The sequence below is a fragment of the Sphingopyxis granuli genome (assembly GCF_001559015.1).
GTDB lineage: Bacteria > Pseudomonadota > Alphaproteobacteria > Sphingomonadales > Sphingomonadaceae > Sphingopyxis > Sphingopyxis granuli.
On the sequence record NZ_CP012199.1, the window covers coordinates 3,224,529 to 3,242,757 of the forward strand.

Genomic DNA, 18,229 nt, shown 5'->3' on the forward strand with positions numbered 1-18,229 from the left:
TCGGGGCTCGCGATCATCCTTCACCGAAACTTGAACTGCAATTGCACCGCGATCGTCCGCGGCGGGTCGACATATTGCTCGTAATTGTTGCCGAGGATGTTCGACAGCGGGATGTCGTCGCCGAAATGCGCGGTCGTCTTGTCGGTCAGATTCTTGCCCACCAGCGCGAGCGAAAACGCCTCGTTCGGCGACGTCAGCGTGATCGACGCGTCGAGCTTGGTGAATGCCCGCTGCGCCACGAAGGGATCGAGGTCGCCCGCGGTGAAGAAGGAACCGCTGTGGAACAATTGCCCGTCGATCGAATAGGTCCAGCCCCCGGCGAGCCCGTCCTCCCAGCGCGCGTTGAGCGTGCCGGAGAATTTCGGCGCATAGGGCAGCCGCTTTCCGGTCAGGTTGCAGGTCGTGCCCTGCCCGAACGGACAGGGACCGGCCGGATAGGAATCATATTCCGATTTCAGATAGGTCGCGGACACGCCCAGCGTCAGCCGGTCCGACGCGGCGAACTGGGCCTGCGCCTCGACGCCCGCCGAGGTGGCCGCCGCCGCATTGCCGACGATCAGCGCCGCGACGCCGTCGAAGATGCTGACCTGCAGATTGTCGTACTGGCTATAGAAGGCCGCGATCTGCCCGCGCAGCCGCCGGTCGGCGCTTTCGCCCTTGATGCCGATCTCGAAACTGTCGACCTTCTCGTCGTCGAAGATGATCGCGTTCAGCTTGCCCTTGGTGTCCCCCTCGTCGAAGCCGCCGGCCTTGAAGCCCTGCGTGTAGGAGGCATAGTACATCACGTCGCCCGGCTTATAGCGCAGCGTCAGCGCGAGCGAATGGTTGTTCGTGCTGCGCTCGATGTCGTTCAGCTGATGCGGAACGCCCAGCCCGATCGCCGAAAAGACCGTGAGATTGGGATTGGGCGTCAGCGAGCCGAGGTCGGAGAAATAGAATCGCTTGTCCATCCCCTTCCTGTCGTGGGTGTAGCGATAGCCGGCGACGAGCGACAGCGCATCGGTGGCGTTGATCGTGCCCTCGGCAAAGACCGACCAGTTGTCCGTCGTCTGCCGGAAATTCTGCACGCGCGTGCCGCTGCCGAACGGAAGCGGGGTCTGCGAGAAATTCAGGAACGCCAGCTTGTCGCTGCGCAGCTTTTCCGACGACAGATAGACGCCCCCCTGATATTCGAACACCCCGCCCGACGCCGACGCCAGCCGCAGTTCCTGCGCCCAAGACCGCCAGCTCTGATCCCATAGCTGATGGATCAGGTCGAGCGGCGTGAAATCGCTGTCGAAGGCATAATCGACGTCATAGCCGGCATAGCTGGTGACGCTGGTCAGGGTGTGCGAGCCGAGGTCGAGCGTCGCGGTGAGGTTGGCGTTATACGTGGACGCATCCTCGAACTCCCGGTTGAAGCGGTTGGCCACCCCCGGGCCCGACTTGCGATAGTTCAGCTCATATTCGGCATTGGGATCGATCGGCTGGATCAGTTGCCGCAGCGTCGGCGACGCCTTGCTGATCTGGGCGCGCCCGCCCCGCATCCGCGCCTTGCCATATTCGCCCTTCAGCAGGACCTCCAACCGATCCGTCGGGTTCCACGCCAGCGTCGCGCGCCCCACCCAGTCGCGCCGCCGCGGCTCGTCGGTGCCCAGGAATGTGTTCTTGACGAAACCGTCGGTGATATAGGAGCGGACCACCACCCGCGCCGCGAGCGTATCGGACAGCGGCCCCGACAGGATGCCGGTGGTGCGGAACGTCCCGAACTGCGGCTCGATATATTCCAGGATCGACGCCTCGAACGTGTCCGTCGGCTTGCGCGTCGTGATGTTCAGCGCGCCGCCGATCGTGTTCTTGCCGAACAGGATCGGCTGCGGCCCCTTCAGCACCTCGATGCGGTCGACGTCGAGGAAGGCGTGCCGCGACGACTGGCCGCGCCCGAAATAGACGCCGTCGACGAAGGTGCCGACCGACATTTCGAAACCCTGGTTCTCGCCCGACCCGATCCCGCGGATGAACAGCAGGTCGCCGACCGGGGTCGGCGTCACCGACACGCCGGGCACCGCCTTCAGCGCTTCGCCGAGCATCTGGACGCCCTGCTTGTCGAGGCTCTGTCCCCCGACGACCGCGACCGATACCGGCACGTCGAGCAGATTCTCCTCGCGCTTCCGCGCCGTGACGATGATCTCGTCGAGGCCGCTGCCCGACGCGTCGGCGCGCGCCGGCTGCCCGGTTCCGGTGTCCTGCGCGAACGCGGCGGGGGATTGAAGCGACAGCGCCAGGGCCGTCGCCGTCAGAAGTCCCATTCTGGCCTTGATGGTATACGCAACAGACATCTCTTCCCTCCCCAATGTCAGGACCATATGCGCGGCCCTTGTTCCCACTTATCCATCTGATTTTATGTTATGATTTCTCTCTTCCGATCAGGTCCGGATCGTGCTGGCCGATCGGCGGCGCCGGATGGCGGATCGTCGTCGGCGTGCGCGAGAATTTGATCGACGGGCCGGTGAGCTTCGCCTCCACCCCATCGGACAGGCGCACGGCCTGCAACATGTCGCGCGCCGCAATGTGCGGCTCGGCGGCGACGTCGGCGTAGGTATTGACGCGCGTGACGGCCAATCCGCGCGCCGAAAAGGCGGCGATGACCTCGTCCACGGGGCGCGGCGCGCACCAGCCCGCGAGCAGGCCGTTCAACTCTTCGCGGCGTTCGAGCCGCTCGGCGAGCTTCAGACCCGACAGGTCGGACCGGCCGATCAGTTCGGCCATCGCGTCCCAGTGCGTATCGAGCAGCGTCGCGATATAGGCGTGGCCGTCGGCGCACGGATAGGTGTTGGCCGGCATCGCCTTCAGGAACTGGTTGCCCGTCTTGGGCAGGTCGAGCCCATAGGCGCCGACAGTCAGATTCCCGTTGCTGGTATAGAGCAGGCAGTCGGTCAGCGCGACGTCGACATGCTGCCCCTCGCCGGTGCGATCGCGATGGCGCAGCGCCGCGAGCAGCCCCAGCGCCGCATGCAGGCCGGCGAGGTCGTCCGCCAGATAGGTCGGCGCCTTCAACGGCCCCGCTCCCGGCTCGCCCGCCACCGACGTCCAGCCGCAGTAATTCTGGGCGATCGGATCGTAACAGGCCCGGTCCGACAGCGGCCCGAACTGCCCGAAGCCGCTGATCGAAACATAGACGATGTCGGGCTTTACCTTCGCGATGTCGCGATAGCCCAGGCCCCATTTGGCCAGGGTTCCGGGCTTGAAGTTCTCGATCAGGACGTCCGCCTGTTCGCACAGCTTCAGGAACGCCGCCTTGTCGTCCGGGTCGCGGACGTCGAGGGCGACATTCTGCTTGTTCCGGTTCACCGTCTCGTGCTGGACCATCAGGTCCGAACCGGGGATGCCGTGCGGCTGGCGCCGCATCACTTCGCCCGCCGGATGCTCGACCTTGATGACCCGGGCGCCGAAGTCGGCGAGGATGCAACCGGCCATCGGGCCGGCCCACGACGTCGTCAGCTCGATCACGGTCAGGCCCTGGCACGGGCCGGTGCAATCGTGTCGCGCGTCTCTGTAGAACTCGGCCTTTTCCAAAGTCTCTCTCCCGATCCGTTTCCGCAGAGCTTTTGCCGTCTACAGAGCGAAGGAATAGCCCCCATTGACGGGGTAGGTTTGCCCGGTGATCCAGCTTGCCGCGTCCGACGCGAGGAAGAGCGCCATGTTGGCGATATCCTCCGGCTCGCCGAACCGCCGGATCACATATTGGCCGAGCATCCGGCGGGCGCGTTCCGGGTCCTCGGTGACATCGGCCACGCCCGGCGTGCGCGTCGTCGCGATGGCGATATTGTTCGCCGTCACCCCGTGACGCCCCATCGTTCTGGCAACCGCGCGCGTGAAGCCCGCCGCGCCGGCTTTCGCCGCGGAATAGATTTCGAGGCCCGGTTCGCCGACCCGTCCGGCATCGGATACGATCGTGACCAGCCGGCCGAATTTCCGCTCCATCATCGCCGGCAGAACGGCACTGGAGCAGTTCAGCACGCCGTACAGATTGACGCCCAGAAAGGCGTCCCACGTCGCCCGGGATGCCGACCAGAATGGTGCCGGTTCGACCTCGTCCGGCTTCGCCCCCATGTTGCCGGCATTGTTGACGAGGATATCGACCGGACCGAACGCCTCCGCGGCCTTCGCTACCATCGCCTCCACGGCATCGCGGTCGGTCACGTCCGCCGCGATGCCGACCGCTTCGCCCCCCAGCGCGCGAACCTCTTCCGCAACCGCCTCCGCGCGGTCGGCGCGGAAATCATTGACGACGACTGCCCGGGCTCCCGCTCCGGCAAAATGCAGGGCGATCCGGCGGCCGACGCCCTGCCCCGCTCCGGTGACGAGGCATGTGCGCCCTTCCAATGTCAGAATCTGCCGGTTCAACGCTATCCCCCCTTCAACGCGCCGTCGTCTTTTGCGGAGAGAATATCCCCGCATAGACGGCATCGTTCGTCATCGAACGCTCACGAAAATCGTCGCGCTCCTCCTTCGATCCCATGTCGCGGACGACCCGGCGCTCCATCGCCAGCCCCTCCGCGAGCGGCAGGTCGAGCGACCGGTTGAGGAGCGCCTTGCCGGCCGCGAGGGCATAGGGCGCCTTGCCGACGAGTTGCCCCACCAGATCCTCGACGCACCGGTCGAGCGCCTCTCTCGATGCGACCGCCGTCACCAGGCCGACCGCAAGCGCCTCGCGCGCGCTCAGCGAGCCGCCGAGCAGGATCAGTTCCTTGGCCTTGGCGAGCCCGACCAGTCGCGGCAGGCGCTGCGTGCCGCCGGCCCCGGGCAGCGCGCCGAAGCGGATTTCGGGAAGGCCGATCTTCGCGTCGTCCACCATGATACGGAAATCGCAGGCGAGCGCGATTTCACAGCCGCCCCCCATTGCGGCGCCGTTGATGACCGCGATGACCGGCTTCGCCACCGCCTCGATATGGCTGACGAAATCTCGGCGCGGATCGCCCGTGACGCCTTTTTCGGTGATCATGTCCTCGATCTCGCGCAAGTCGGCGCCGCCGCAGAAATGCTTTTCGCCCGCCCCAGTCACCAGGATGCACGCGATCTCGCGATCGGCCTCGAGGTCGTCGAGCGCGTCGTTGAAATCGACCGTGAGCTGCATGGTGATCGTGTTGGCGCGCGCCGGACGGTCGAGGATGATCGTCGCGATCGCCCCGCTGCGCTCGATACGGATCGGCCTGGCCTGTTGCAAAACCCACTCCCATGTATTGCTTGACTGAGGAATTTAATAATCTCATATTATCCAAGTCAACACATTTTTTGAAATGGGGAAAAGCTTTGGCGGGGCTCTTTTTGGAAGGCGAACCGAACCCGGCGCTCAGGGGGCAGAAATGCGAAGGCTGCGGCCGCGTCGCCTTTCCGCCCAATCCCTACGGCTGCGAAAAATGCGGGGCGCCGGCTGCGATGCTGGTCGATCGCCCGCTGGTCGGGCGGGGGCGCATCGTGGCGTTCGTGACGACGACCCACGCGAACAGGCGCGATTTGTCGGTGCCCTATACGATGGCGTCGATCGCGCTGGACGATGGCCCGGTCATTCGGGCGATCATGGCCGATTCGACCGGCGAATCGCTCGCCGCGGGCGATGCGGTCGAAACCGTGCTCGTCGAGCGAGCGGCGGAAGAGGAAAGCACCGACCGCGTCCTGCGGTTCCAGAAGCGCGAGGCGGCGTGATGCGCCGGCCGCTGCGCGATTATCGCCCCGTCCATGTCATCGGGATCGGCCTTCATCGGTTCCAGCCGCTCAGCGAGACGACCTATGTCGAACTCGGCCTGACGGCGATTCGCGAGGCGATGGCCGATGCCGGGATCGCCTTTTCCGCCATCGACTCCGCCTATTGCGGGACGGCGCTGCTCGGCATGGCGCCCAGCCGTGCGATGCTGAGGCATCTCGGGGCCTCGGGCCTGCCGATCACCCAGGTCGAAAATGCCTCGGCTTCGGGATCGACGGCCGTACGTCAGGCGGTTCTCGAAGTCGCCAGCGGCATGGCGGACGTGTCGCTCGCGATCGGGCTCGACAAACCCGCCCCGATCCGCCTCGCCCACGAAGCGGCGGGCGTTCCCGATCTGGTCAACGCCTACGCCTCGCCCTTCACGCATTTCGCGCTGCTCGCCGACGATTATATGCGCCGGTACGGGGTCACCGCCGAACAGGTCGCCCGGGTCGCGGAAAAGAATTTCCGGAACGCATCGAAGAACCCCCATGCACACCGGCAGAAGGGCTATTCGCTCGCGGAGATAGTGTCCGGCCCCAATATCTCCGGCCCCCTGACCCGACTGCAATGCTGCCCGATCGGGGAAGGCGCCGCCGCCGTGATCGTCGCGTCCGACGACGCCATCGCGCGGCTCGGCCTCTCTCGCGCGCGCAGCGTCCGGGTCCTCTCGTCCACGTCGCGCTCGGAGCGGGTTTACGACCCCGGCGCCGATCCCGACACCGAGCTGACCCGCGAAACACTGGCCATGAGCTGCGCGGAAGCGGGCGTTTCACCCGGCGACCTCGACGTCGTCGAATTTCACGACGGCTTCTCGATCGAGGAACTGCTCTACGTCGAGGCGCTGGGCGTCTGCCCGCCCGGACAGGCCGCCGGACAACTGGCGCGCGGCGATTTCGACATCGGCGGGCGCATCGCGATCAATCCCTCGGGCGGCCTTCTGGCGATGGGGCATCCCATCGGCCCGACCGGCGTCGGCCAGATTTGCGAGATCGCGCGGCAACTCCGCGGCGAAGCCGGCCCGCGCCAGCACCCGGGGGCCCGCCTCGGGCTCGCCCATATGGTCGGCATCGGTTCGGTGTGCGTCGTCCACATCCTTTCGGCCGCCGATTGACCCCGGCGCACACCGGCCCGTCAGCATCAGTCAACAGGAATCACCCATGCGCATTGGTCAGATCGTTCCCAGTTCCAACACCACGATGGAAACCGAAATTCCCGCAATCCTGCGCGGGCGCGAACGCCTGCATCCCGGCGATCGCTTCACCTTTCATTCGAGCCGGATGCGGATGAAGCAGGTCACAAAGGAAGAACTCGCGGCGATGGACCGGGACAGCCTGCGCTGTGCGGCGGAACTGGCCGACGCCGCCGTCGATGTCGTCGGCTATGCCTGCCTCGTCGCGATCATGAGCATGGGCCGCGGCTATCACTGCGCCAGCCAGGACGCGCTGCAGGCGCGAATGCGCGAGGAAGGCCACGCCGCGCCGGTGATCACCTCGGCCGGCGCCCTCGTCGACGAACTCCGGCTCGCGGGCGTCCGGTCGGTCGCGATCGTGACCCCCTATATGCCGGCGCTGACCGCGCTGGTCGTCGATTATATCGAGGATCAGGGCATCCGCGTGGTCGACGCGATCGCCTTGGCGATCCAGGACAATCTCGAGGTCGGGCGCCGCGATCCGATGGCGCTGGTGGACGATGTGGACCGGCTCAGGATCGATGGCGCCGACATGGTGGTCCTGTCCGCCTGCGTGCAGATGCCGTCGCTCGCCGCGGTCCCCGTCGTCGAGGACAAGCTCGGCCTGCCGGTGACGTCGGCCTCCATCTGCACCGCCAGATCCATGCTGCGGTCGCTCGGCCTCGAACCCGTCGCGCCGGACGCCGGATTCATGCTGGCCACCCCCGGCTGACGCCACCTCCATCGCCACCGCAAGGTCACCGAACCCGCAACCGAAAGGCCACAATCATGGCAAAAGACTACAAAAAACCCACCACCACCCCTATTCTCATCGCATTCACCGAGGCGCAGCAGTCGCGCGAAACCTACGGCGGCGGGGTGGCGAACGTAGTCCTGCAGGGCATGCATCTGCGGCGCCCCGACGCCACCCGCGACACCGTACTCCTTTTCATGCACCCCACAGCGACGCTCGACACACTGCCGCTGCCGCGCGAACTGGCCCGACGCGGCGTTCCGGTGCTTGCATGCGGCAGCCGCTATCCGCACAACGACAGCGCACTGATCATGGAGAAGGTGCTCGTCGACCTTGGTCACTATGTCCGATATGCCCGCGAACGACTGGGCTACAGGACGGTCATTCTCGCTGGCTGGAGCGGCGGGGCCTCGCTTTCGGTCTTCTATCAGTCGCAAGCCCAGAATCCGACGATCACGGCGACGCCGTGCGGCCATGCGATCGACCTGTCGGGGCTTCAGCCGGCCGATGCGATCATGCAGCTTGCCGCCCATTCGGCGCGTGCGCGGATCATGACCGAGTCGATGGATGCTTCGCTGCGCAGCGAAGGCGACCCGACCGATCGCAACGCCGCCTTCGACCTCTATGACCGCATCAACGGGCCGAAGCCGCCCTATGCCCCCGATTTCGTCGCGGCCTATCGCGCGGCGCAGATCGACCGCAACCAGCGGATTACGGCGTGGGTGCGCGAGACGCTAGACGCGCTGAAGCGGCGCGGTTCGGCCGATCAGGAACGATGCTTCGTGACCCACGGCACCATGGCGGACCCTCGGTGGCTCGACCCCATGCTCGACGCCAATGGGAGAGCTCCCGGAATCTGCTACCTCGGCGAACCGGAGGCCGTGAACAACGGCCCCATCGGACTGGCGCGGTTCGCGACCCTGCGAAGCTGGCTTTCGCAATGGAGCATCGACGAATCGCGCGCGAACACGGAGCTTCAGGGGCCGCATGTCACGGTTCCCGCGCTGGTGATCGCCAATGCCGCCGATGACTGCTGCCCGCCTTCGCACACCGACATCATCTATCGCAGCCTCGGTGGTCCGAAGGAACTGCATACCATCCCCGGTGCCAATCACTATTACATCGGCCAGCGGGAGCAGTTGGATGCCGCCATCACACTGATCATCGACTGGCTTCGGAAGGGCGGCCTGCTCGAAGGCCTGCCTGACGCCTCTGGAGGGGGGTGAGCGGGGGTAGCGCGCCGCTGCCCCCGCTCTTCCCTCCGCCGCGGTCGCGCCCGACGTTGCGTCGCGCACAACTGTATCTTAAACGACGGGCATTCGCGAAACGGGGCGCGACGGGCGCCGATACCGCCAGCGCGGCCCGTGCGACTGATAGAGGTGGGACGATAGTCCATTGACCAGTGTATCTGCAGACGGCGCAAAAGCCGAGACGAGCCCGCAACGCGCGCCCCAGCGGCGTAAGCGGCGGGAGCAGCAGCGCGCGATCGAGACCAAACAGGCCATCCTCGCAGCGGCGTTGCGCGAGTTCGCCGACAAGGGATTCGACGGCGCCAGCACGCGGGAGATCGCCGACAAGGCCGACGTCAACCACCGTTTGATCGGGCATCATTTCGGCAACAAGGAATTGCTGTGGGAAGCCACAGCCAAATATGTTTTCGGCGAATATGTCGCGCAGCAGCGAAAGCGATATCAGGGCCTGGACGGGGTCGATCAGCCCATCCTGCTGCGTCTGATGCTGCGCGAGTTCATCCTGTTCAGCGCCAAGGTTCCCCAACTCCACCGCTTCATGGTCCAGGCCAACGAAGGCGGGCAGAAGCGGCTGGAATGGCTGATCAAGAATCATCTCGCGCCCGGCATCGCCATGGACCTGATGATTTTGCGGAAGGCGCAGGAGGAAGGCATGCTTCGCAGCGGCGACCCGATGCATCTCCGCTATCTATTCATCGGAGCTGCTACGTCGGTGTTCACGCTGTCCGAAGAATATCAATTCATGTCGAAGCAGAATCCCTTCGATGAGGATTTCATCGAAAATCACATCGAAATGGTTCTGTCGCTTTTCCTGACGCCGAAAGACAACGCGCCCTAATCATCCTTAGGGGGTTTCAGATCAAACAGCCGACAAGTTCACGAAAACCTTGCGGAACCTCTCCGTCGGGCCCGGTAGGCTAGCGCGAACAGTGCGAAGGCGCCGAGAGGCACGTCAATGGCGGGCGGGCCGACCTGCTTCAGGAGAGGGGCTTGCAGGTCCAAGGGGCGTGTGCCCGCCGCCGTCGGCCGGCCGGCCGGCCGGCCGGTCCGGAAAACGAGACCGGCCGAACGGGAGACGGACGCGATCAGAGATCGTCGTCTTCCCCGTCGTCGGGACCGGTCATCATCTCTTCCGCCACCGCATCGGTGCGGCCGCGGATCGCGCTTTCGAGCCGCTGCATCAGCTCGGGATTTTCGCTCAGGAAATTCTTCGCATTCTCGCGGCCCTGCCCGATTCGGATCGAATCATAGCTGAACCAGGCGCCCGATTTCTCGACCAGCCCGGCCTTAACGCCGAGGTCAAGGATCTCGCCGATCTTCGAAATACCCTGACCGTACATGATGTCGAACTCGACCTGCTTGAACGGCGGCGCAACCTTGTTCTTGACCACCTTGACGCGCGTCGTGTTGCCGACGATATCGTCGCGGTCCTTGATCTGCCCGGTGCGGCGAATGTCGAGGCGGACCGAGGCATAGAATTTGAGCGCGTTGCCGCCGGTCGTTGTCTCGGGATTCCCGTACATCACGCCGATCTTCATGCGCAGCTGGTTGATGAAGATCACCATGCAGCGCGAACGGCTGATCGACCCGGTGAGCTTGCGCAGGCTCTGCGACATCAGCCGTGCCTGCAGGCCGACATGACTGTCGCCCATCTCGCCCTCGATCTCGGCACGCGGAACGAGCGCCGCGACCGAATCGACGACGAGCACGTCGATCGCGTTCGAACGCACCAGCGTGTCGACGATCTCGAGCGCCTGCTCGCCGGTGTCGGGCTGCGACACGATCAGTTCGTCGATGTCGACGCCAAGCTTCTTCGCATAGACGGGATCGAGCGCATGTTCGGCGTCGACAAAGGCCGCGGTGCCGCCCATCTTCTGCGCCTCAGCAATGCAATGCAGCGCGAGCGTAGTCTTGCCCGAACTTTCGGGGCCATAGATTTCGATGACGCGCCCGCGCGGCAGGCCACCGACCCCCAGCGCAATGTCGAGCCCGAGCGAACCGGTCGAGATCGCCTCGACCTGCATCGCCTCCTTCGAGCCGAGCTTCATCACTGAGCCCTTGCCGAAGGCGCGGTCGATCTGCGCCAATGCGGCGTCGAGCGCCTTCTGCCTGTCTGGTCCGTTCACTGATTTCCCCGATTCGACGAGTGACAATTGTCCGGCCATTTGCCGTCCCTTTCCTGCTCTAGAGCGAGCACAGAGGCATCGCAACGCCCGACCTTCGTACCACATTTGTTCTATTGGAACAATAGAAGAACAAAATAATTTGGTGAGCGGAAAGACTATTCAGTGAAGAACGCGTTCAGAGCCGCCTCGATCTCCGTCAGGCGGAAGGGTTTGGTCACCAGCGTCCGGTGCGCGTGCGCGGGCGGGATGATGTCGCCGCCGCCGGTGGTGAAGGCAAAGGGAATCGCCCGCGCCGCCAGCGCATCGGCCACCGGCCATCCCTTGGTTTCACCCAGGTTGATGTCGATCAGCGCTGCCGCGACCGGCTGCGCGTCGAGCACCGCAAGCGCCTCCTCGATCGACGTCGCCTGTGCGGGCTCGGGAAAGCCGATCGCTTCGAGCATGTCGACGAGCATCATGCCGATCAGCACGTCGTCCTCGACCAGCAGGACCAGCCGATCATCCATCATCGGACACCCGGTGCGCGGCATCGTCGAGCGCCGCCGAAACAGCTTCGGCAAGTTGCGCGACGGAAAAGGGTTTGGGCAGGAAGGCGACATGATCGATGTCGATCGACTGGCGAAGCTGCTCCTCGGCATAGCCCGACATGAAGAGCACGGATAGCGCCGGCCGCCTCGCGCGCATCGCGCGGACCATCGTCGGACCGTCCATCGTCGGCATCACGACGTCGCTGATCACCAGATCGACCTTGTCCATGCCCGCGAACCGCTCGAGCCCCTCCTCGCCCTGCGACGCGGTGACGACGCTGTAGCCCGCACGGGTCAACGCGCGTTCGGCGACGGCGCGGACCATGTCCTCGTCCTCGACCAGCAGGAGGGTGCCTGTGCCCCATTGGGACTTCTTTGCGCGGATCGGAGCGGCGGGGACGGCGGGGGCGCCGCTGCCGGGGATGGCGGGGGCGGCGCCGGCGGTGCGGTGGACGGGCAGGTAGATGGTGAAGCTCGTCCCCTCGCCGGGCCGGCTGTCGGCGAAGATGAAGCCCGCCGACTGCTTGATGATCCCATAGACCGTCGACAGGCCCAGCCCCGTCCCCTTGCCGACGTCCTTGGTGGTGAAGAAGGGTTCGAAGATCTTGGGCAAGATGTCGGCGGGAATGCCCGCGCCGGTATCGCTGACCTTGAGCGCGCTGTAATCGGCGGGCGGCATGAACTCGTTGCCCATCTGCCGCACCTCGGCCGCCGACACCGGATAGGTCTCGATCGTCAGCGTGCCGCCGCCGGGCATCATCGCATCGCGCGCGTTGACGGCGAGATTGATGATCACCTGTTCGAGCTGGACCGGGTCGGCACGCACCGCGCCGAGCCCGCGGCCATGGTGGACCGCAAGCTGGACAGTGTCGCCCATCAGCCGCCTGAGCAGGTGCGAAACCTCCGAAATCACGTCGGGAAGCTGCAATATCTGGGGGCGCAGCGTCTGCTGGCGCGAGAAGGCGAGCAATTGCCGCGTCAGGCTGGCGGCGCGATTCGCGTTGCTGCGGATATGCTGGATATCGTCATAGTCGCTGTCGCCCGGCGTGTGGCGCATCAGCATCAGGTCGCAGCTTCCGAGCACCGCGGTCAGGATGTTGTTGAAATCATGCGCGACGCCGCCCGCGAGCTGGCCGACCGCCTGCATCTTCGACTGCTGCGCGACCTGGCGCTTGAGCCGCGTCTCCTCGCTCGAATCCTTGAGGCTGAGCAGCACCGCCGCCTCGCCCAGCCCGCGCACGCCGACGACGCGCATCGACACCGGATCGTCGCCCTGCCCGACGAGGCGGATCGACAGATCACCGCCGACCTGCTGACCGCTGCTGTGGCGGCGGATCATGTCGGCGAGCGGCCCCTTGTCCTCGCCGACGACGAGGTCGCCGGGGTAGCGCGGCATCCGGCCATCGGCCACCCCTGCCGCGCGCCCGAAGGCGCGGTTCATGTAGAGGAACCGCCCGTCGCGATCGACGAGCGCGAGCCCGAAGGGGAGCAGCGACAGCAAGGTCTCGATATAGGTCTGCGCGGTGCCGCGGTCGGCGGGCCCGACCTCCTCGTCGATCAGCGCGAGCAGCACCGGGGCGGCGGGGTCGGCCGGCGCCAGCGGAATCTGGAGCATCCGCACCGGCGGAGCCCGGTCGCCCTCGCGCGCGAAGGTCAGCCCGCCCGAATCGTCGAGCCGCAGCATCGCCGCCACGTCGCGCCCGGCATAATGGCTCGCATCGCTCTCGCCGAGCGCCCGGAGTAGAAAGGCCTGGTTGGCGACGCGCAGCCGGCCCTCGGCATTGACCAGCGCCGCCATCACTCCCGCCTGCCCGAGCGTCCGGCCCGCCGGTCCTTCGAGGTGGCGGAGAATCTCCGACGCAAGGTCGAGGCGGTCGATCGCCGCAAAGCGCCAGACCAGATAATCGTCGGCCTGCCCGGTGCGGTTGACCTGTGCGCGCAGCGGCAGCGCGCCGACCTTCAGATCGTCGACGCGCCCCTCGCCGTCGCGCCACGCCGCGCGGCCGGCGTTCTTCAGCGCCTCGGCGCCGCGCCCGTCGAGCGGCAGGCCGGGCGGGGTCACGAAACCGCCCATCCAGGTCGCGAACAAATCGTTGGCGCAGACGAGGCGCCCCGCCCGGTCGGTCACCGCGATCGCGACATCGTCGTGATCGACCGCCTGGCGCAGCATCGTCCAGTCGGGCGCCGCCGCCTCGCTGGCTCCCACGGCGGGAAAGACCCGGCGCAGCAACAGAACGCCGCCCGCCGCGATGGCGAGACCCGCGAGGAAACCCGCCGCCAGCACGGCATCGCGCGTCGCCCAGAAAAGAAGCCCGACCGACAGCAGCACCAGCCCACCGAGCAGCGTCCTGTCGAATCGCGACAATCCCGAAGGCACCAGCGCCGCCGCCGGCCCCGCCCCCCTGCCGAGTTCGGCGTCAGCGGAAGGCAGGGTCGTCGCGGTCAAGGGCAGTCTTTCCTGTTTCGCATCACCAGATGCGGACACGGTCCTTCGGCGCCAGATACAGCTTCTGGCCCGGCTTTACCTGATAGGCCTTATACCAAGGGTCAAGGTTGCGCGAGACCCATGCCCGCTGAATCGAGGGCGAATGCGGGTCGGTGGTGATACGCTGCGACAGATTCTGCTCGCGGTAGTTGCGCCGCCACACCTGCGCCCAGCCGAGGAAGAAGCGCTGGTCGCCGGTCAGCCCGTCGATCACCGGCGCTGCCTTGCCGCCCAGCGACGCCTTGTACGCGTCATAGGCGATGGTCAGCCCCGCGAGGTCGCCGATATTCTCGCCGAGCGTGAAGGTACCGTCGAGATGTTCGCCGGGCAGCACTTCATAGGCGTCATATTGCGCGACGAGCGCCTTGCCCGCCGCATCGAATGCCGCGACGTCGGCCGGGGTCCACCAGTCGGACAGCTTGCCGGTCTCGTCATATTTCGCGCCCTGGTCGTCGAAATGATGGCTGATCTCGTGGCCGATGACGGCGCCGATGCCGCCATAGTTGATCGCCGCATCGGCCTTGGGATCGAAGAAGGGCGGTTGCAGGATCGCCGCGGGAAAGACGATCTCGTTCATCCCGAAATTGGCGTAGGCATTGACCGTCATCGGGGTCATTCCCCATTCCCAGCGGCGGATCGGCCCGCCGAGGCGGCTGATATTGTCGTCATGCGCGAACTGGTTGGCGCGCAGCGCGTTGCCGAACAGATCGTCGGCACGGATTTCGAGCGTGCTGTAGTCCTTCCAGCGGTCGGGATAGCCGATCTTGGTGGTGAAGTTGGCAAGCTTGCGCTTCGCCTTCACCTTGGTTTCGGGCTGCATCCACGTCAGGTGGCCGATGCGCTCGTCAAGCGCGGCGAGGACGTTCTTCACCAGCCCGTCCATCGCCGCCTTGGTTTCGGGCGGGAAATATTTGGCGACATAATCCTTGCCAACCGCCTCGCCCATATTGTCGCTGACGAAATCGACCGCGCGCTTCCAGCGTTCCTGCATCTGCGGCGTTCCCGACAACGCGGTGCCGTGGAAGGCGAAAGCCTCCTGCGCCACCGCGTCGGGCAGCACGTCGGCGAAATCGTCGAGGCTGCGGACGAGCAGCGCGTCGCGGATCACGCCGATCGGCGCCTCGGCAATCAGCTTCGCCTCGCCGGTGAAGGCGCTCGGCTGCGACACGAGCAGGCTGTCCTCCTTGACCCCGATGCCCCGTATGAAGGTCGTCCAGTCGAAGCCCGGCGCCGCCTGCGCGAGTTGGGCGATCGTCATCTTGTTATAGACCTTGGTCGCGTCGCCGCTGTCGTTCTTGTCCCAGTGAACCTCGGCAATCCGCTTCTCGAAATCGTAGAGCGCCCGCGCGCGCCCCGCGGCGTCCTTTTCGCCCGCGAGGGTCAGTATATTTTCAAGGTGGCGGAGGTAGGCGGCCTGCAACGCCGTGTTGCGGTCCCCGCCCTTCAGGTAGAAATCGCGGTCGGGCATGCCGATGCCGCCCTGATACATGGTGTAGATATAGACGTCGGGATTCTTGTCGTCCTGGCCCACATAACCGCCGAAGAAATGCGAGATGCCGTTGCGGTCGGTCTCGGCCAGCAGTGCCGCCAGCCCGGCCTTGTCGACGGCGCGTACCTTGTTCAGCCAGGGCTCGATCGGCGCCAGCCCCTTCGCCTCGACCCCCGCGCCGTCGAGATAGGAGGCATAGGCGCGACCGATCATGCTGTCCGGATTGCCCTTCGCCGCATCCAGTATCTCGCGCGTGCGCTGCTGCGACAGGTCGGCGAGCGCGGTGAACATGCCATAGTTGGATTTGTCGGCGGGGATCGCCGTCGTCTTTGCCCAGGTGCCGTTGGCATAGGCATAGAAATCGTCGCCGGGCTTCACGCCCCGGTCCATGCCCGCCATGTCGAGCCCGAAATCGCCGATCTCCGGCCCGGCGGCGGCATCGGCGGCGGGCGCCGGAGCCTTGGCGGCGTCCTTCGCCGTGACGGAGGAGGCGAAGCCGAGCAGAAGCGCGCCGACGGCGGCGGTCGCGAACAGGCGCGAAGAGATATGCGAACGAGTCATGACGGTCCCCAGAGGATGGTGGGCGCGACCACGGCCCCGGCGCGCGGGGCAGATGGTTACAATGGAAACAGCTATACCCGCGCGAACCGCGCGTTCAACCGGCCGCCCCGTCGCTCGTCGATGCCTCATGTCGTTGGTCGCGCGCCCGGCGCAGCTTGCGCCGCCAGCGCAGGCGGATCCAGTTGTCCCAGAACAGCGCCGCGAGCAGATAGCCCACCACCGCCGACACGACCGAGATGACGAACAGCCCCGCGAGCAGCGCGGGCGCCGCGTCGGACAGCACCCAGCGCACCCACGCACCCGCCGACGCGCCTTCGTCCACCATGATCGAGATGGTGGCGACGTTGGCGTGCAGCCCGAACATGCTGTTCCCCAGCCACACCGAAGCCGCGATCAGGAAGGGCGTCGTCGCCGGGTTCGACAGGAAGGTCATCGCGGCGCCGATCGGGATATTGGCGCGGAACGGCAGCGCAAGCAGCGCGACGCCCAGAATCTGGACGCCGGGGATCAGGAAGAAGATGCCGACGAACAGCCCGAGCGCGGTGCCGCGCGGCACCGACGTCCGCGTAAAGCGCCACAGATGGCTGTGCGCGACGCGATGCGCGAAGGGCTTGATGAAGCGGCTCTCCAGCAATTCTTCCCGCGAAGGAGAATTGCGGCGGATCCAGTTCATCACCGCAGCCTTGTCGCGAGGTTTGCCGCCGCGGCTCATCCCCGTTCCTTCATCAGGCGCTGCTTGTCGCGCTTCCAGTCGCGTTCCTTGATCGATTCGCGCTTGTCGTGCGCCTTCTTGCCCTTTGCGAGCGCCAGTTCGACCTTGGCGCGCCCGCGGCTGTTGAAATAGACCGACAGCGGCACCAGCGTCATTCCCTGCCGCGCGACGGCGGCGTGCAGCTTGTTGATCTCACGCGTGTTCAACAGCAGCTTGCGCGGCCGGCGCGGTTCATGGTTGAAGCGGTTGCCGTGGCTGAATTCGGGGATATTGGCGTTGATCAGCCACACCTCGCCGCCCGCCACCTCGGCATAGCTTTCGGCGATCGTGCCCTCGCCGAAGCGCAGCGATTTGACCTCTGTCCCCTGCAACGCGATGCCCGCCTCGAACACCTGTTCGACGGCATAGTCGAAGCGCGCGCGCCGGTTCTCGGCGACGACCTTCTTCTTGTCGAATTCGGGGGCGGATTGCGGACGGGCCATTGAGAAACCTGAAAATTGAACCTTATACCGACTCTAAATGGAGAAAGGAGGATTGCAGGCCAGTCACCTCCTAAATCACTCCCGCCGCCACGAGCGCGGCATCGATGGCGCCCCGCGACGCAGCCGACGCCGGGATGATAGGTAGGCGCACTTCGGGCGAAAACCAGTCGTGGACGCGCGACAGCGCATATTTGACCGGCCCCGGCGAGGCGTCGGAGAACATCGCCTTGTGCAGCGCGAACAGCCGGTCGTGCAGGCTCAGCGCGCCGCTCCAGTCGCCCGTGGCGCAGGCGGCGGCGAAATCGGCGCACAGCCGCGGCGCGACATTGGCGGTCACCGAAATGCAGCCGACGCCGCCCAGCACCGCGTGCGGCAGCCACAGGTCGTCGTTGCCGCTGAGCTGGCAGAAACCGGCGCCCGCCCCGGCGCGGTGGACGGTGACGCGGGCGAGGTCGCCGCTGGCATCCTTGATCGCCACCACCGACGGAATCTCGGCCAGCCGGCACATCGTCTCGGCCGCGATGTCGGTGACGGTGCGGCCGGGGACGTTGTAGACGACGATCGGCAGGTCGCTCGCGTCGGCCAGCGCGCGGAAATGCGCGATCAGCCCGTCCTGCGTCGGCCGGTTGTAATAGGGGGCGACGACCAGCGCCGCCGCCGCGCCCGCCGCCTGCGCATGGCGCATGTGCCGGATCGCGGTCGCGGTGTCGTTCGACCCGCAGCCGGCGATCACCGGCACGCGCCCCGCCGCCGCCTCGATGCAGACGTCGATGACCCGGTAATGCTCGTCGAAGCTCAGCGTCGGGCTTTCGCCGGTGGTGCCGCACGGAACCAGCGCGCTCGTCCCCTGTTTGACCTGCCAGTCCACGAGGCGCACGAAGGCCGGGGCGTCGAACGCCCCATCGCGAAATGGCGTCACCAAGGCGGGAATCGAGCCCGAAAACATGCTC

At 66.1% G+C, this 18,229-nt stretch carries 16 protein-coding genes; 5 read left to right on the forward strand and 11 right to left on the reverse strand.

Features of this window, described 5'->3' with window-relative positions:
• Window positions 1–20 precede the first annotated feature (20 nt).
• The 4 genes from SGRAN_RS14725 to SGRAN_RS14740 all read right to left on the reverse strand — a co-directional run bounded on the left by SGRAN_RS14725 (window position 21) and on the right by SGRAN_RS14740 (window position 5,206).
• Window positions 21–2,288 (reverse strand): TonB-dependent receptor, encoded by a 2,268-nt coding sequence (locus SGRAN_RS14725; RefSeq protein WP_067184853.1) that lies wholly within the window; start codon window positions 2,286–2,288, stop codon window positions 21–23.
• Between the two features lie 97 nt (window positions 2,289–2,385).
• Window positions 2,386–3,555 (reverse strand): CaiB/BaiF CoA transferase family protein, encoded by a 1,170-nt coding sequence (locus tag SGRAN_RS14730; protein ID WP_067184854.1) that lies wholly within the window; start codon window positions 3,553–3,555, stop codon window positions 2,386–2,388.
• A gap of 39 nt (window positions 3,556–3,594) precedes the next feature.
• On the reverse strand, window positions 3,595–4,386 hold the full coding sequence (locus SGRAN_RS14735; protein WP_067110639.1) for an SDR family NAD(P)-dependent oxidoreductase: 792 nt from the start codon (window positions 4,384–4,386) through the stop codon (window positions 3,595–3,597).
• A 13-nt stretch (window positions 4,387–4,399) separates the two neighbouring features.
• On the reverse strand, window positions 4,400–5,206 hold the full coding sequence (locus SGRAN_RS14740; protein WP_067184857.1) for an enoyl-CoA hydratase/isomerase family protein: 807 nt from the start codon (window positions 5,204–5,206) through the stop codon (window positions 4,400–4,402).
• Window positions 5,207–5,307: 101 nt separating this feature from the next.
• Here SGRAN_RS14740 and SGRAN_RS14745 point away from each other — a divergent pair, with 101 nt between their 5' ends.
• From SGRAN_RS14745 to SGRAN_RS14765, 5 genes are all read left to right on the forward strand, one after another.
• Entirely contained in the window at window positions 5,308–5,685 is a 378-nt protein-coding gene (locus tag SGRAN_RS14745) for a Zn-ribbon domain-containing OB-fold protein (RefSeq protein ID WP_172709660.1), read from the forward strand.
• Window positions 5,685–6,836: a thiolase family protein gene (locus SGRAN_RS14750; RefSeq protein WP_067184861.1), complete on the forward strand. Its 1,152-nt coding sequence runs from the start codon at window positions 5,685–5,687 to the stop codon at window positions 6,834–6,836. The genes SGRAN_RS14745 and SGRAN_RS14750 overlap by 1 nt, the downstream gene beginning before the upstream one ends.
• A gap of 46 nt (window positions 6,837–6,882) precedes the next feature.
• A complete protein-coding gene (locus tag SGRAN_RS14755) occupies window positions 6,883–7,626 on the forward strand; it encodes a maleate cis-trans isomerase family protein (protein WP_067184864.1) in 744 nt (247 codons plus the stop codon).
• A gap of 56 nt (window positions 7,627–7,682) precedes the next feature.
• A complete protein-coding gene (locus SGRAN_RS14760) occupies window positions 7,683–8,873 on the forward strand; it encodes an alpha/beta hydrolase family protein (RefSeq protein WP_067184865.1) in 1,191 nt (396 codons plus the stop codon).
• 169 nt (window positions 8,874–9,042) lie between these two features.
• On the forward strand, window positions 9,043–9,735 hold the full coding sequence (locus SGRAN_RS14765; protein WP_082737289.1) for a TetR/AcrR family transcriptional regulator: 693 nt from the start codon (window positions 9,043–9,045) through the stop codon (window positions 9,733–9,735).
• A 247-nt stretch (window positions 9,736–9,982) separates the two neighbouring features.
• Here the strand turns inward: SGRAN_RS14765 and recA are convergent, their stop codons facing one another.
• The 7 genes from recA to dapA all read right to left on the reverse strand — a co-directional run bounded on the left by recA (window position 9,983) and on the right by dapA (window position 18,225).
• Complete coding sequence (recA, locus tag SGRAN_RS14770) at window positions 9,983–11,062, reverse strand: recombinase RecA (RefSeq protein WP_067184871.1); 1,080 nt, start codon at window positions 11,060–11,062, stop codon at window positions 9,983–9,985.
• A 116-nt stretch (window positions 11,063–11,178) separates the two neighbouring features.
• A complete protein-coding gene (locus SGRAN_RS14775; RefSeq protein WP_237233527.1) occupies window positions 11,179–11,529 on the reverse strand; it encodes a response regulator in 351 nt (116 codons plus the stop codon).
• A complete protein-coding gene (locus SGRAN_RS14780) occupies window positions 11,522–13,930 on the reverse strand; it encodes a hybrid sensor histidine kinase/response regulator (RefSeq protein ID WP_067187104.1) in 2,409 nt (802 codons plus the stop codon). The genes SGRAN_RS14775 and SGRAN_RS14780 overlap by 8 nt, the downstream gene beginning before the upstream one ends.
• Before the next feature lie 88 nt (window positions 13,931–14,018).
• On the reverse strand, window positions 14,019–16,085 hold the full coding sequence (locus SGRAN_RS14785) for a M13 family metallopeptidase (protein WP_067184874.1): 2,067 nt from the start codon (window positions 16,083–16,085) through the stop codon (window positions 14,019–14,021).
• Between the two features lie 94 nt (window positions 16,086–16,179).
• Window positions 16,180–16,797 carry a DUF2062 domain-containing protein gene (locus SGRAN_RS14790; RefSeq protein ID WP_210434150.1) on the reverse strand — a complete coding sequence of 206 codons (618 nt, stop codon included), beginning with the start codon at window positions 16,795–16,797 and terminating at the stop codon, window positions 16,180–16,182.
• The gene (gene smpB / locus SGRAN_RS14795; RefSeq protein ID WP_067110614.1) at window positions 16,794–17,279 is read right to left on the reverse strand and encodes an SsrA-binding protein SmpB; all 486 of its coding nucleotides are present in this window, start codon (window positions 17,277–17,279) and stop codon (window positions 16,794–16,796) included. Before smpB ends, SGRAN_RS14790 begins: the two co-directional genes overlap by 4 nt.
• Before the next feature lie 70 nt (window positions 17,280–17,349).
• Window positions 17,350–18,225 carry a 4-hydroxy-tetrahydrodipicolinate synthase gene (dapA, locus tag SGRAN_RS14800; protein ID WP_067184877.1) on the reverse strand — a complete coding sequence of 292 codons (876 nt, stop codon included), beginning with the start codon at window positions 18,223–18,225 and terminating at the stop codon, window positions 17,350–17,352.
• Between the last annotated feature and the right edge of the window lie 4 nt (window positions 18,226–18,229).